6 protein-coding genes and 1 pseudogene are annotated in these 16087 nt (G+C 62.4%); 5 read left to right on the top strand and 2 right to left on the bottom strand.

Annotation, left to right across the window (positions count from 1 at the left end; all coding sequences use genetic code 11):
- Nucleotides 1-72: 72 nt before the first annotated feature.
- On the bottom strand, nucleotides 73-1260 hold the full coding sequence (locus IV088_RS14955; RefSeq protein ID WP_291103511.1) for an ABC transporter substrate-binding protein: 1188 nt from the start codon (nucleotides 1258-1260) through the stop codon (nucleotides 73-75).
- A gap of 429 nt (nucleotides 1261-1689) precedes the next feature.
- The gene (locus IV088_RS14950; RefSeq protein ID WP_291103508.1) at nucleotides 1690-1992 is read right to left on the bottom strand and encodes an RNA-binding protein; all 303 of its coding nucleotides are present in this window, start codon (nucleotides 1990-1992) and stop codon (nucleotides 1690-1692) included.
- Nucleotides 1993-2207: 215 nt separating this feature from the next.
- On the opposite strand from IV088_RS14950, the gene IV088_RS14945 reads away from it, so the two are divergent.
- The 5 genes and pseudogenes from IV088_RS14945 to IV088_RS14925 all read left to right on the top strand — a co-directional run.
- On the top strand, nucleotides 2208-5240 hold the full coding sequence (locus IV088_RS14945) for a bifunctional diguanylate cyclase/phosphodiesterase (protein ID WP_291103505.1): 3033 nt from the start codon (nucleotides 2208-2210) through the stop codon (nucleotides 5238-5240).
- Nucleotides 5241-5683: 443 nt separating this feature from the next.
- Nucleotides 5684-6706 carry a UDP-glucose 4-epimerase GalE gene (galE, locus tag IV088_RS14940; protein WP_291103502.1) on the top strand — a complete coding sequence of 341 codons (1023 nt, stop codon included), beginning with the start codon at nucleotides 5684-5686 and terminating at the stop codon, nucleotides 6704-6706.
- A 546-nt stretch (nucleotides 6707-7252) separates the two neighbouring features.
- The gene (locus IV088_RS14935; protein WP_291103499.1) at nucleotides 7253-13213 is read left to right on the top strand and encodes a non-ribosomal peptide synthetase; all 5961 of its coding nucleotides are present in this window, start codon (nucleotides 7253-7255) and stop codon (nucleotides 13211-13213) included.
- A complete protein-coding gene (locus tag IV088_RS14930) occupies nucleotides 13204-14148 on the top strand; it encodes a hypothetical protein (RefSeq protein WP_291103496.1) in 945 nt (314 codons plus the stop codon). Before IV088_RS14935 ends, IV088_RS14930 begins: the two co-directional genes overlap by 10 nt.
- 136 nt (nucleotides 14149-14284) lie before the next feature.
- Nucleotides 14285-14530: pseudogene (locus tag IV088_RS14925) on the top strand (transposase); the annotation flags it as partial.
- Nucleotides 14531-16087 lie beyond the last annotated feature (1557 nt).

The raw sequence follows: 16087 nt of genomic DNA, 5'->3' as shown, positions 1-16087 counted from the left end.
ACGCCGATCCGGCTCTGCCGGTCGGCAGACATCGCCCCCCTTGGGGGGTGATGCCGAAGGCAGCGCGAGGGGTTAGCCGATCCGGCAGCCGGCGCCGGAATCGGTCACCGCCTTTTGTGCGATGCCGACCACCTTGTTTTCCTTGTTCTCGACCTTGCGCAGGTACATGTCCTGCACCGGGTTGTGGGCTTTGCTCATGGTCCACTTGCCGCGCGGGCTGTCAATGGTCGCACCTTCCATGGCGGCATACAGCGCCTTCTTGTTGGCCAGGTCACCCTTGACGGCGTTGGCGCCCTTGACCATGAGCAGGCCGGTGTCGTAGCCCTGCACGGCGTAGACGTCAGGCTGCAGCTTGAAAGTCTTGGCGTACTCCAGGCGGAACTTCTTGTTGGCCAGCGTGTCCAGCGAGTCGCTGTAGTGCATGGTGGTCAGCACGCCGTTGGCGGCATCACCGGCGGCTTCCAGCACGCCCTCGGTCAGGAAGCCCGAGCCATAGAGCTGGATGGTCTTGGATAGGCCGGCCGCGTGGAAGTCGCGCAGGAACTTGGCCGCGCCGCCACCGGCAAAGAAGCAGGCCACGGCGTCGGGCTTGATCGACGCGATCTCGGTCAGCAGGGCCTGGAACTCGACGTTGGGGAAGGGCAGGCCGAGCTTCTTGACGATGGTGCCGCCGGCGGCGGTGTAGCTCTGCTCGAAGCCTTCGAAGGCCTCGTCGCCGGCCGCGTAGTTCCAGGTGATCCAGACCGCCTTCTTGTGTCCACGGTCCACCATGGCCTTGCCCAGCGCCAGCGTGGGCTGAGAGTTCGTGAAGGAGGTGCGGAACACGTTGGGCGCGCACTGGGCGCGGGTGGCGATGTGCACCCCGGCGTTGGGGATCAGGTTGAGCACGCCCGATTCGCGTGCCACTTTGTGGATGCCCATCTGCACACCCGAGTGCACCGTGCCGACGAGCACGTCCACCTTGTCGCGCTGCACCAGACGCTGGGCGTTCTCAATGCCTTTGGCCGGATTCGACTCGTCGTCCACTTTGAAGAACTCAACCTCGCGACCGCCCAGTTTGCCGCCTTGTTCGTTCAGGGCCATGCGGAAACCGTTCTCGATGGCCACGCCCAGCTGCGCGAAGGTGCCGGTGTAGGGCAGCATGAAGCCCACGCGCACCTTGTCGGACTGGGCGCGCACGATCTGCGGCAACAGCAGGCCGGACGAGGCGGCGCCAATCACGGCGGCACTGCGGGTAAGGACGAGGCGGCGGGTGGTCATCTGGAGACTCCTGTGGTTGTCGGATGGGTTTGACTTTAGGGGCGTGCAGTCTGAATGACGATACTGGCTTACCCGTACTTCATGTCTAAAATATTGAAGAATGAAGATCATTCGACGCAAAACATCAGCCATCGATCGGATGCATGATATTGCCTGACATGCATTATGGTGCATGTTTTTGCGGAAGCACACAGGGGAAACCCGTGAAGTGGGTGGAGAGGTCGCGTGAAGGGGTGGGGGAATGGACCCCGAGGCAGTTTCGACGCGATGACGCCCGCCATGAGGCTCAACCGTGGGGCAAAACGGCGCTTGGGCAGGTGCGTGTGCAACGCGCATGAACTGCCGCGGCATGGCTGGATGCCACGGCCTGTGCGCATCAGGCTGGCGCTGCAGGCGAAAGCGCCTCAACCGAGGCAGAGGCTTTTGCTTTTAAAAGTTGGAGTCGGCCCACTGCGACGAGGGGCCATGGTCTTCGGACGTCACGGGCACGTCGAGGTTCAGCACAAACACCACTTCGCCACCGAAGCGGCCAACACCCAGCGTTTTCATGAGCTTCTGCTCTTGCTCGGGCCGCTCCATGCGCAGGAAACAGATGGCCTGCTTCGTGCCCTCGTGCATGGCCGTGAGGATGTCAAGTCGAGTGATGCGACCAAACCCACTGCACAACTGATGCAATGCGGATTTCAGGCTGGTCACATCGCTGTGCTGCCGGAGTTCTGCCAGTGTGCTCACGTTCACCCCTTGTTTGTCCTCGGGCCCACAACCCACCGCGGAAGCGATCAGAGCGGGCGAATTTACCGTTGGGGTAATGGTAATACAGAAGCAACAAATGGCAACAACTTTCTTACTAGTTTTTTTCGCCAAGAGTGGGTGGGTCAGCCAACAAATGCACACCTAACGGGGTCCTTGGCGGCTTACTTGGCCGGAAATGTTACAAGTGGAGGGGTATGCTTGAACCACTCACCGACGAAAGCGGGCGCCACATGCAACACGGACACCGTGCAGACACTTCCGACGAAGCCGCACCCTTGACCGAGCACGCGCATTCAGCGCCGCCCAGCTTGGAGTGGGCACAGCTGACCCAGCTGGCGACTCACTTGGCCCATGTGTCGGCGGCGTTGCTGGTACAAGTCCAGCCCGACGGCCCGGTGGTCATGGGCGCGAGCGGTCTGCCGCCCGCCCGGCAGGCCGCCGCCGTGGCGCTGTGCGCAAAAGTGGCCGGGGACACCGCGCTGAAAGGGTGTCTGCTGGACGCCGCATCGCACCCCGCATGGGCGGCCCACCCGCTCTTGAGCTCGTTGCCCCACGTCCGGTTTTGTCTCGTGCTCCCGCTGCCGTCCAGCGGCGAGCCACATTCCACTTGGCTGGCGCTGCTCGATGCCGCACCGCGCAGCCCCGGCGAGCTGGCGGCGGTTCTGCCGGGCTTGCAGGCCCTGGTCACGCATGCCGGGCACCTGCAAGAGCGGGTCCGCCTGCAACAGCGGTCGGCACACCTGACGCAAGGCAGGGAGGATCGCCTGGACAAAGCGCTGCACGAAAGCGAAAGCCGTTTGAACCTGACCGAACACACGGCGGGCGTGGGCAGCTGGTCGGTCAACATCAGCACCGGACAGATCCAGCATTCCGACGAATACAGCAGCATCCTGGGCCTGAAGCCTGGTGAAACCGTGGGCGACCTGGCGGCCATGGTGCAGCGCTACACGCCCGAATGGCGCACGGGCATTCGCCAGCGGCTGGAGCGTTGCGCCCAAACCGGTGAGGCGTTTGACGAAGAGATCCAGGTGCAGGTGCCGGGCATGAGCCCCAAATGGGTTCGCACCGTGGGCAATGCCGTGCGTGATGCAGACGGGCAGATTCTGCGTATTCAGGGCGCGGTACAAGATATTTCAGCGCAAAAGCATGCGCAACAGGAAACCCTGCGTCTGGCCATGCGCCTGACCACCACACTGGCCAGCATCACCGAAGCGTTTGTCACACTCGACCGGCAGTGCTGTTTCACCTACCTGAACCAGGAAAGCGAACGGCTTCTGCAAAAGACCACGGCCGAGCTGCTGGGCCAGGAGGTCTGGCACGATTTCAACGCTGGTTTGGCGCAACGGCTGCGCGAGCAGCTGGGTCTGGCGCTCAAAACCAACCGTCGCATTGAGTTGGAGGACTTTTTTCCCTCGCTGGGCAAATGGCTGGAGGTGCGGGCCTATCCCTTCGCCGAGGGCCTGGCGGTGTATTTCCGCGACGTCACCGAGCGCCGACGCTCGCAGGAGCAGCTGATGCTGCTGGAGACCAGCGTGTCGCGACTGAACGACATCGTCGCCATTGCCGAAGCGGGTTCGGACCCGGAAGCCGAACCGCGCATCGTGTTCGTCAACGAGGCGTTTGAAAAACAGACGGGCTACAGCCGTGCAGAGGTGCTGGGGCAGACCCCGCGCATCTTGCTGGATCTGGACCCGTCGATGTTCAAACTGCTTGAAAAGGCCAAGGGCCTGAAAGAAACCCGGCAAGCGCGCACCGAACTCATGGTGCACCGGAAAAACGGCGCGTCATTCTGGGTCGAGTTGGAGGTGGTTTCGGTGCAGGCCAGTGCCGAGGAGGTGACGCACTGGGTGGCGGTGGGCCGTGACATTACGCAGCGCAAGAACGCTGAAGACATGATCCGGCACCTGGCGTTCTACGACCCGCTGACCGACCTGCCCAACCGCCAGCTGCTGCTGGACCGGCTGCAAAAAGCGCTTTCGCAAAGCGCCCGTACCGGGCAACACGGTGCGTTGATGTTCATCGATCTGGACAACTTCAAGATCCTCAACGACACGCTGGGTCACCACATCGGCGACCAGTTGCTGCAGCAAGTCGCCCAACGCCTGACGAAAAGCGTGCGCAAGACCGACACCGTGGCGCGCCTGGGCGGTGATGAATTTGTGGTGATGGTGGACGATCTCAGCACCGACCCTGCCGCCGCAGCCAGCAAGTCGCGCGCCTTGTCCGAAAAAGTGCTGAACATGCTGCGTGAGCCGTTCCAGATTGCGGGGCACCAGCACTTTGCCACACCCAGCATTGGCGTCACCCCGTTCAGCGGCGAACAAAGCGATGTGAGCGAGCTGCTGAAGCAAGCCGACCTGGCCATGTACCAGGCCAAGAGCCTGGGCCGTAACACGCTGTGCTATTTCGACCCCGACATGCAAGCCACGGTGAGCGCCAATGCCGCTGTGGGTGCCGCCCTGCGTGTGGGCTTGCGTGAGAAGCAGTTTGTGGTGCATTACCAGCCGCAGGTGGATCGACAGGGCGTGATCACGGGTGTGGAGGCACTGGTGCGCTGGCAACACCCCGACAAGGGGCTGATCAAGCCCGCCGATTTCATACCGGTGGCGGAAGACACCGGTCTCATCCTGCCGCTGGGCATGTGGGTACTGGAGACCGCCTGTGAGCAGCTGGCCACGTGGGCTGGGTGGCAGCAAACGGCGAATCTGAGCATTGCCGTGAACGTGAGCGTGTACCAGTTCCGCCACCCGAACTTTGTGGACATGGTCATGGCGGCCATCAAGCGCACTGGCATTCGCCCGCATAGGCTCAAGCTCGAACTGACCGAAAGCCTGCTGGCCGACCGCATGGAAATCACCATCCAGAAGATGGGCATGCTCAAAGAGCTCGGTGTCACCCTGTCGCTGGATGACTTTGGCGTCGGCTATTCGTCGCTGTCCTGTCTGAAGCGCCTGCCGCTGGACCAGCTGAAGATTGACAAGGGTTTTGTGGCCGATGTGCTGACCGACCCTAATGATGCCGCCATCTCACGCGCCATCATTTCGCTGGCTCAGAGCCTGAGCTTGCAGGTGGTGGCCGAGGGCGTGGAAACGCACGAGCAGCGGGACTTTCTGGCCTATCAAGGGTGTGATCAGTTCCAGGGTCATCTGTTTGCGCCGGCGCTGCCCATCGAAACACTGGAGGCGTTTTTGCGCAACCCGTCGTCCGACATGCTGGTGGCCGGCTGAGGCTGCGAAGAGCAAGCCATCGAATTGAGCGATGTGCTCGGCGGGTCACCGTCAAGAGCGTACCCTCGCACCGAGCAATACTGTCTCGGCATCGGGTCCATCCCAGAGCGCATCAGGTGCCAATCCGCGCCACCTTCTACAGCCCGCCACGCGGGCCGCTGCTGTGGGCGACTGTTGATGCAGGCCAAAAACAGCCGGCAAGCAGTCGTGCCAGTATGAATGGTGAATGGGCTGCGACGATAAAACAGCACAAGGCAAGGCGTTTGGATGCGTCCAACCCATGACATACTTTGCCTCATCCGCCTGACCCGTGTGCGAGAAATTCGCGAGGACTTGCGTGTCTATATTGCCTTGTTACTCCAGTTCTTGAATCGCTTCCGGATCCTGATGTCCACAATAACCGGCGGTCGAGACGGCAAAATTAATTACGGGTGCGAGTTGCTATGAATGTATTGTTGACCGGCGGTTGTGGATACATCGGAAGCCATGTGGCCGTGGTGTTGATGTCTGCAGGACATGAAGTGGTGATTGTTGACAATCTGACGAACAGCCGCCGCGACGTTGTCGATAAAATTGCAGAAATCGGTGGTCGACCTCCCTCCTTTTATCAGGGTGACGTTGGAGATGTTGAATTCATCCGGGATGTCATTCGCCGGCATCGCATAGATTCCGTTATTCACCTCGCTGGATTCAAGTCGGTTGGTGAGTCGGTGCAGCTGCCGCTCAAGTACTATCAAAACAACGTCTGTGGCGCCTTGGGATTGCTTCAGGCGATGGAGGCGGAGTCCGTATCGAATCTCGTGTTCAGCAGCAGCGCCACTATTTATGGCAATCCCCAATACCTTCCCGTCGACGAAGCACACCCGCAGCATGTTATCAATGCCTATGGGCGCAGCAAATTGCATATAGAAGAGATGTTGCGAGATGTCTGCATTTCTCGTCCATCGTTAGGCGCCATTTGCCTGCGTTACTTCAATCCTGTTGGAGCCCATCACAGTGGGCTGATCGGGGACCATCCAAGAGGGATTCCCAACAACTTGATGCCCTATGTTGTGCAGGTCGCTTCCGGCGAAAGGGAGTTTCTGAACGTGTTCGGTGGAGACTATCCCACGCCCGATGGGACAGGTGTGCGGGACTACATTCATGTGATGGATTTGGCGGAAGGCCACGTGGCTGCCTTGAACCACCTGTCTTTGAGCACTGGGTGGCACGCATTCAATTTGGGAACCGGTAAGGGCTACAGCGTGCTTGAAATGATTCGTGCCTTTGAAGGGGGATCTGGCCGCGCAGTCCCTTACAAGATAACGGCGAGACGAGAGGGGGATGTTGCTTGCGCCTACGCAGATATCCAGGCGGCCACCCTTGGTTTGAACTGGAAGGCCAAGCGCACCCTTGAAGACATGTGTTCAAGTGCATGGTTCTTTCAAAACCACCTGTCCACTCGACGTCAGGGAAGTGGCCGTTAACCGCCAAAAAGTTGCACTTTTTGTAAGCACCTGAAATGAAGCGAACCTACAAAGAGATACGCTACCCGGAGAGTGAGTGAAATTCGCGAGCACCTGTGCCATACGCAAGCATGAGCAGCGACGATGAACAGGAAGGCGCCAGCCTGGACCAGCATGGTGGTGACGGCATACGATGAACCCAAAGGCGCCGATATGGCGTGCAAACGAAATGAGAGTGCCCAATTGATGCCGCCGCGCCTTCACTGCAATGAAGCCAGCGCGATGCCACCTCACGCCCACCCGAGCGCAGGCACCGGTTTGACCCACGAGACTGAATCTCTTTTGAACGGCCCCGAGGCCCTTGGCCGGCGGCAAGACGCCGGTTTGCTAGGCCTTGCCGCCAATGCGCCGTCCTTGGCGAGGGTTTCCAGCCCCGTCCCGTCTGGTGTGACCGGCGCTCATGTGGAGCAAGAGGCGACGCGTCGAATGCCGGTGACGTCACCGCAGGATCGAAGCATAACCGACGCACCGATCCCGCAAGTTGCTGACCTTCGAGAGCTGCTGCGCGTGCGGACAGCGGACCTCGGAGACCTCCCGGCCTACGTGTTCCTGGGCAGCGATCTTGAGCCCGCCCATGTGTTGAGCTACGCCGCGCTGGGCCAGTCTGCCGAAGCAATTGCCCGCAAGCTGCGCGTGCTGACCCAGCCCGGTGACCGGGTTTTGCTGGCGTTCAGCAACGACCTGGAGGCGGTGCAGCTGTTCTGGGGCTGCATCCTGGCCGGTGCCATTCCGATTCCCGCACCGGCACCGGACACCAAAAATGTCAAGGGCAGTGAAGCACGGCTGCGAGGGATCGCGGTCGATGCGAATGTGACTTTGGCCCTGACCCATGAAAGCCACGTCGAGACCGGTCGCGGGCAGATCCCCGATGTGCGCTGGCACTCGCTTCAGACCCTGCTGGCCTTGCCGCAGGGGGTCGACCCAGCCGTTCCCGCTGCCCAATGGGAAGGCCCAGCGGACACGGCCTACCTGCAATACACGTCCGGCTCCACCAGTGCTCCGCGAGGTGTCGAGATCACCCACGGGAACGTGGTCGCCCAATGCGCTGCATTGATGAGCAGGCTGGACACCCGCGGCAAGCGGGGGCTGATCTGGCTGCCCTGGTTCCACGACTACGGGCTGATCCATGGCGTGATCCAGCCCCTGTACTCGGGTGCGACCGCGTTCCTGATGCCCACCGCGCAGTTCCTGCTGCGACCCTTGAGGTGGCTGGAGGCGATCGGGAAACACGGCGTGACGCACAGTGGCGCCCCCGACTTCGCCTACGTCGCCTGCGTGAAGGCCTTGGCCCGCGCACCAGGGTGGACCGCCCGGCTGGACGGTTGGCAGGTGGCCAGTTGTGGCGCGGAGCCGGTGCGAGCCACCACCTTGAACGCCTTCGCCGAAGCCTTTGCGCCCTTTGGCTTCCACAACGCGGCACTGGCGCCGTCCTACGGTTTGGCCGAAGCGGTCCTCGCGGTCACCGTGCGGGACACCCACACCCCTTTGCTGCAGCTCATCCTCGACGCGCAAGCCATCGAACGCCATGAGGTGCAGCATGCCCTTCCGGGGGCGCCCGGGACCCGAACCTTGGTGGGGTGTGGTCCGGCGCTCCCGGGTTTTGAGCTGTGCATCGTCGACCCTGGCACTTCGGTGCCATGCCCGCCCCATCGCATCGGCGAAATCTGGGTGGCAGGGCCGAGTGTGGGTCGAGGGTATTGGGGACAACCTGAAGCGTCGGCCGAGCACTTTGGCGCCACCCTGGCCCATGCGGGCGCCGACCCAACGCAGCATCTGCGCACAGGTGACCTGGGTTTCATGCACGAAGGCGAGTTGTTCGTCGCAGGCCGGCGCAAGGACCTGATCCTGGTGAACGGGCGCAACCTGTATCCCCACGACCTGGAGCAGACCGCCGAGGCGTCGCACCCGAACATCCGTCCAGGCGGCGTCATCGCGATCTCGGTCGACAAAGGTCTCAAAGAAACCGCGGTCATGCTGGTCGAATGCAGCCGACGACCCGCGCCGGATGTGGTGCGTGAGCTGCTCGACGGCGTGCAGAAACAGGTGGGCATCGAGCACCAGCTGGACCTGCACGACATCGTGCCGTTGCCAGCCGGCGCCCTGCCGCGCACGTCCAGCGGCAAACCCATGCGCGGCGCGGCGCGGCGGCTTTATCTGCAAGGGGCGCTGGAGCCCCTGCGGCTCGCGGCCGAGGCGCCACCGCTTCTGGCGCTGCCGCAGAACGGCGACGCTGATGCGCCGCTCATCGATACCCTGACCCAGGTGTGGTCCGATGTCCTCGAATACGACGAGATTCAACCCGACGCGAACTTTTTTGACCTGGGCGGTGACTCGCTGCTGGCCACCCAGCTGGTGTCGCGCCTGCGAACGAGGCTGGGCGTTGAACTGCCCATCAGCGCCCTGTTCGAAAGCCCCACGGTGCGCGGACTGGCACGCCGGGTGGGTCAAGCGCAAGGGCAGCTGTCCGATTCGCGTCCCCACCCGACGGCGGGGCCAGCGGCGCTGCCCGGCGTGCGTGCGCCGGGAGCCCGGGTCACGCTGTCCCATTCGCAGGAGCGCATGTGGTTCATGCACGAGCTGGCGCCCCACAGCAGCGCGTACAACGTGCCGCTGGCCATTCGCTTGCGGGGCCTGCTCGATCTCGCTGCGCTGCAGACAGCGCTGACGCAGGTGGTCGAACGCCATGAGATCCTGCGAACCCGCTTCATCAAGTCACCTGAAGGCGCATGGGGTGAAGTGGTGTCGGCTCCTCCTCCGCGGATCGACGAGGTGCGGCTGGCCCTGGACGGAGCACCCGTGTCCGACGGTGTGTTGCATCGCCACCTGGCCCAGGTCACTGCCGAGCCCTTCCGGCTGGATCGGTGCCCGCTGCTGCGCGCACAGGTCGTGCACATCGCCGAACAGGATGCCGTGTTGCTGATCGTGATGCACCACATCATCAGCGACCAATGGTCGTTCGCCGAACTCGGCCGTGAACTGGCCGCGCGCTACAGCGCCATTCGAGCCAACGCGGAAGCCGCGTTGCCCAGCCTGCCGTTCCAGTATGCGGACCACGCGAGCTGGCACCGGAGCTGGTTTGAAGGCGAGCGGCGAGCGAACGAGCTGGCCTACTGGTCGCGCCGCCTGGACGGCCTGGAGCCGTTGCCGCTCAACAACGACTTTCCGCGGCCGCTGGCACAAAGTTTCAGGGGTGCCTCGCTGCGCTGGCCTCTGGACCCCGACCACATCGTGGCGTTGCGTGGCCTCGGCGCGGCCCATGGCGCCAGCCTCTCAATGGTGCTGATCGCCGCGCTCAATGTGTTGCTGCATCGGCACACGGGCAAGACCGACATCGGCATTGGCGTGCCGATCGCCAACCGCCACCACCTCGCTTCCGAAAACCTCATCGGCACCTTTGTGAACACGCTGGTGTTCCGAACCGACCTGAACGGCGACCCGGATTTCCGCACCGTGCTGTCACGGGTGCGCGAAGTCTCCCTGGAAGCCTTCGCGCACCAGGACATGCCGTTCGAGCTGCTGGTCCGCGAACTGGCATCCAGGCCCGACTGCAGCCGACAACCGCTGTTCAACGTCATGTTCAACATGGTGAACTCGCAGGCCCGCGACTGCGAGTTCGAGGGCCTGACGTGGTCACGGCTCGATTTCGACCGGGCGTCGACGCAGTTCGATCTGACCTTCGTGGCCGACTTGCTGTACGACCACGCCCTCGTGATCGAGTACGCCACCGACCTGTTTGCACCCGAGACGGTGCAGCGCATGGGGGAGCACCTGCAGCAGATCCTGCGCGCCGCCGTGAACGAACCGGCAACCCGCGTGGCCACGCTTCCACTGCTGGGGCGCGCCGAGCGTGACCGCCTGACGCAGTGGTCGCTGGGCCCCGTCGAAGCGCCCGCGGCCGCCTCGGTGGCCGAGTGGGTGGCCAACGGGCTTCGGCCATCCGCGCATCGGGCAGCCCTGGTCTTTGGCACCGTGCAATTGACCCACCAGGAGCTGGACGCTGCGTCGAACCGGCTGGCCAGGTTGTTGCGTCAGCGCGGCATCGCGCGCGGCAGCCGCGTGGGGGTGTGCCTCCCTCGCAGCCTCGATCTGGTCATCTCGCTGCTGGCCATCCTGAAAGCCGGTGCGGCCTACGTGCCACTGGATCCTGACCACCCGCTCCAGCGACTGAATGACCAGATCGCCGATGCCGACCTCGCGCTGCTGGTGACCCACAGTTCGGCGGTGCTGGCGCACGAGCAGCCCCCACGACTGATGGTCGACCTGGACAGCTCGCTGATCGAGGCCACGTCCGCCGATCCGCTGCCAGCCGATCCCCAGCTCGATGCCCGTCCCGAAGATCCCGCGTACCTGATCTACACCTCGGGCTCCACGGGGCAGCCCAAAGGGGTTGCGGTGCCGCACCGGGCGGTGGTGAACCTGTTGGCCAGCATGGCGATCACGCCTGGCTTCACGGCGCAAGACCGTCTGCTGGCCGTGACCACCCCCAGTTTCGACATCGCGGTCCTGGAGCTGTTTCTGCCCCTGGGCATGGGAGGCACCGTGGTCGTCGCCAGCGAAACCCAGGCCACCGATGGACGCGCGTTGGCCGAGGTGTTGGCGCGCGAGCACATCACGGTGCTGCAGGCCACGCCCTCACGCTGGCATTTGCTGCTCGAGGCCGGTTGGGCGGGAAGCCCTCGGCTCAAGGCCCTGGTGGGCGGAGAGCCCCTGACACCCCACCTGGCCGCCCAGTTGCTGGCCCGCTGTGGCGAGGTCTGGAACATGTACGGACCGACCGAAACCACGGTGTGGTCGAGTTGCTGGCGGGTGTCTCCGGACGCGGTGCAAGCCATTGATCTGGGGCGCCCGGTGCTGAACACCTCGATCCAGGTGCTCGATCAGCACCTTCAGCCCTGCCCGATCGGTGTTCCCGGGGAGATCTACATCGGCGGCGCCGGCGTTGCCCTTGGTTACCACAAGCTCAATGCACTGACCGCCGAGCGGTTCATCGAGCAGGCGGGAACGCAGAACCCTTTCAACAAGCGCATTTACCGCACGGGTGACCGCGGGCGCTGGCGGCACGACGGGTCGCTGGAGCACGGCGGCCGGCTGGACGACCAGATCAAGTTGCGCGGGTTCCGGGTGGAGCTCGGTGAGATTGAAACCCGGCTGCTCAGCCACGAGGCCGTGGCTCGCGCGGTGGTGGTGCTGCGCGAAGATGCGCCCGGTCAGGCTCGGCTGGTGGCCTACGTGGTGCCCGAGGCCGCCATGCCCTCGCGCGAAAACCTGCGCGAGCACTTGCGCCGCTGGCTGCCCGATCACATGGTGCCCGGCCAGTTCGTCGAACTGGCCGCCATTCCCGTGTTGCCCAACGGCAAAACGAACCGCAGGGCCTTGCCGGCGCCTCCGGACAGTCAAACGGGTTCAAGCACACCACCCACATTGCCCCGCAACGCCACCGAGGCCACCATCCTGGCGATCTGGCAAGCGGCATTGCAGACCGACCGGCTCGGCATTCACGACAACTTCTTCGATCTCGGCGGGCACTCGATCCTGGCCGTGGGTGTGGTCGGTCGCATCGAAGCGGCCCTGGACCGCCCCTGTGCGCTGGGTCTGCTGTTCGAACACCCGACGGTGGCAGATCTGGCCGCGGCTCTGGCGCAAACACCGTCAGAGAGCACGGCGGACATCCCGGTGGCCGTGCTGCAGCCCCATGGAAGCGGGCCAGGGCTTTTCCTGTTGGCCGGTGCGGAGATGTACCGCCGGCTCGCGCAGCGACTGGATCCGGCGATGCCGGTGTACGGCGTGTTCTCGCAAACCGAAATCGACTTGCTTCAATGGCCGGCAGACGTTGCGCCGCCCGAGGTGTCGGTGGAGACGCTGGCGCAGGAGTACCACGCGCTGATCCGCGGGATTCAACCCCACGGCCCCTATTTTCTCGGAGGCTTCTCGATCGGCGGCTCGCTCGCCTTCGACGTGGCACAGCGGCTGAAAGAGGAGGGCGAAGACATTGGCCTGATCGTCCTGCTCGACTCCAAACTGCCCGGGCGAGGCTTCAAGCACCTGATGGCAGGGGTGCTCAGACGCCTGCGCCTGCTCCGCCGTCAGGGTCTGGCACACCTCTCGCATATTTACCGCGTCTATCGACACCAGACCGAGCATCGGCACGAGCCTGGGAGCCTGCGCATCCAGGCGTACGCGCAGGCCATCCGCGCGTACGACGCCGTGCCCAGCGACCTGCCCGTGGTGTTCATGCAGGCGGGTGACGATGCCTCCACCGCGCCGGCCTACGGCTGGCGTTCGCTGGCGCCAGGGTTGATCGTGGAACGCGTGCCCGGTAAACACATGGACATCCTGGAGCCGCCCAACGTCGACGTGCTGTCGTCCTTGATGCGCAAGCACATTGCCAATGTAAAGAGTTCTCGCGCCGGGGCGACGGGCAGCACCGCACCGTCACACCACCCCGCCGTGTCCAACTCATGCGCTTGAGACAGTCGTCGAAATACCTCCTGGCCTTTGTCCTAACCGCCTGCGGCTGGCGCAAGACCCTTGACCCGACCGAGCTCTCCGCTCTGTACACGCAACCGCTGTCTGCCCCGGACAAGCCTCTGCGGGTGTTCCACATTGGCCACAGCCTGGTCAACAAGGACGTCCCGATGATGCTGGAGCAGCTGGCTGGGAAGGGCCATGATCACCGCTCCCAGCTGGGGTGGGGTGCCTCGTTGAGGTCGCACTGGGAACCCGACGTGCCCGTCAACGGATTCGACGTGGAGAATGCCCATCCACGCTACCAGGATGCCCGTCAGGCCGTCGACAGTGGCCAGTTCGACGTGCTGGTGCTGACCGAGTCTGTGGAAATCAAGGACGCGATCAGGTACCACAAAAGCCCCAAATACATCCGCCAATGGGCGCGGGCCGCACGGACCGCCAATCCCAAGAGCCGCGTCTATCTCTACGAAACGTGGCACGAGCTGAACGACCCCAAGGGTTGGCTGGAGCGCGTGGACGAGGACCTGGGCCTGTACTGGGAAGGCGTGCTGCTGGCACAGGGACTGGCGCACGGGGACACCGGAGGTCCGGTGTACGTGATTCCTGCTGGACAGGTGATGGCCCGTTTGGTCCGCGAGATTGAAAACCGAGGGGGCGTTGATCGCCTCCGGTCGCGTGAAGATCTCTTCTTCCTCAACGAGAAGGGTGAACGCGACATGATTCACCTGAGTGCACTGGGCAACTACCTGGTCGCCATGACCCACTATGCCGTGCTCTATCACCGCCCGCCCCCCGCAGAGCCGCGCGACATTCGGCTTGTCGACGGCTCACAACTCCCGGCGATCTCGCCCGAGTTGGCGCAGCTGATGAGCCAGGTGGTGTGGTCGGTGGTGACCAGCTACCCCAAGACCGGCGTCGCGCAGAACAGGCGCTGATGGTGGCGAAGGTCAACACGGTATCTGTCAGGAGCATCATGGCATGACCATTTCCGTCAGTTTCTGAACCCCATCAGACACCTATGGCATGCCTTCAAAACCTCTCCGCTGGCACGGGAAGTGCAATGTTGAAGCCATGAAACAAATGAGCCTGAGCGACAGAGGATTCGAGCGCAAAACAAAGTGCACGCGCCAACGTGAGATTCTCGATGAGATGGACTTGGTGGCGCGGAGAGCTGAACTGGTGGAGCTGATCGCGCCGCACGCACCGACGCCGGGTGCCAAGGGCGGACGCGCGCCGTTCGCCGTCGAGACCATGCTGCGCATTCACATTCAGCAGCAGTGGTTCAACCTCTCGGACCCAGCGATGGAAGAGGTGCTGTTCCGTGAGTTCGTGGGCGGCCGGAGTGACATAGGCCTTGAAACGGATCTTGTGTGCCGGAAATTTCCGTCATCCGAAATTGGATGCATCAACTAGCGCGGCGGCGAGTGTCGTGCAGACACTCCTTAGGCCGCCACCATCGGACGAAGAAGCGATTTCAGAGAGGGGCAACTGAAACCAAGGTAACAGAGAATTGCATACGACATCTGAATGGTCGGAAAGTAGCGAAATTGTGTCTAGATATCTGCAAGGCAGAATTATTTCGCTACATACCAGCCCTACGCCGACGTTAGGATTGAAAGATTCAGCCGGCGTCGATTCGGGAGTGCTCAAGCCACTCCTGCAAAAAAGCGTCACATCTTGCCTCACCTCAAGCCATGAAGCCCATTCTTACTATCGCAAGATAGTAGGCTAACTACATTGAGCTATTCGTTTCTAATTGTGAATTATGTAACACCCGAAAACCGCATGGAACTGTGCCGCATGTCGCCTGATTGCAGCAGTTCATCGACTTCAAGTCAATGCATCAGCAAAGCGATCGATATATTCGTAGCACCTGAGCATCTCAATACGACCGGAATTTGATAGGTAAATCCTTGTTGCTGGTCAGCGTTGATTATGCCTTTAGTTCCAAAAGATCATTCTATTCACCCAAAAACTGTATGCCAATGTACTCCACGAGTCTCAAGATGAATCACTCCGAGTTAACACTCCCATCAGTGATGCCACCTCCCTCTCCCAAGAAGCAAGAAAATTCTGGCTCGGGGTCGAGCCCCTCCGTCTTGCTGATAGCGTTGATCAGCGCACTGGGATTGACGGCCTGTGGTGGTGGCAACGAGGAGGTTGGCACTTCAGAGCAAGTCGCAGCCACAGCCGATGGTCGGGAACGTGTGAGCGGCGAGGATGCCTACACCTTGGAACCAGTTGTGGCGACAACCTCTGATCTGGAAGGGGCGGATGCTGGCCCTCTCGGGAAAGCTGCAACTACAACCGGCACGCAGACCATCAATGGTCTGTCATTCAGCAGCACCGCTTGCTCCACGGAAGGTAATACTTGCAATTTTTCGGGGTCACGAAACGTGGCCTATGGTGCCGCTGGCCGATTCAGTGTCAGGCTGCTCACCGGCCCAGTAAGCTGCACGAACGCCACCTTTGGCGACCCCATACCCGGCACGTATAAGTCGTGCTTCCTTTCCACTACGACTACGACTACGACAGCACCTGCACCTGCACCTGCACCTGCACCTGCACCTGCACCTGCACCTGCACCTGCACCGAGTACGCAGACCATCAATGGTCTGTCATTCAGCAGTACCGCTTGCTCCACGGAAGGCAATACTTGCAATTTTTCGGGGTCACGAAACGTGGCCTATGGTGCCGCTGGCCGATTCAGTGTCAGGCTGCTCACCGGCCCAGTAAGCTGCACGAACGCCACCTTTGGCGACCCCATACCCGGCACGTATAAGTCGTGCTTCCTTTCCACTACGACTACGACTACGACAGCACCTGCACCTGCACCTGCACCTGCACCTGCACCTGCACCTGCACCTGCACCTG

The organism is Hydrogenophaga sp. (genome assembly GCF_018780075.1).
Classification (GTDB): Bacteria; Pseudomonadota; Gammaproteobacteria; order Burkholderiales; family Burkholderiaceae_C; genus Hydrogenophaga.
This window is presented reverse-complemented; position numbering and strand designations above follow the sequence as displayed.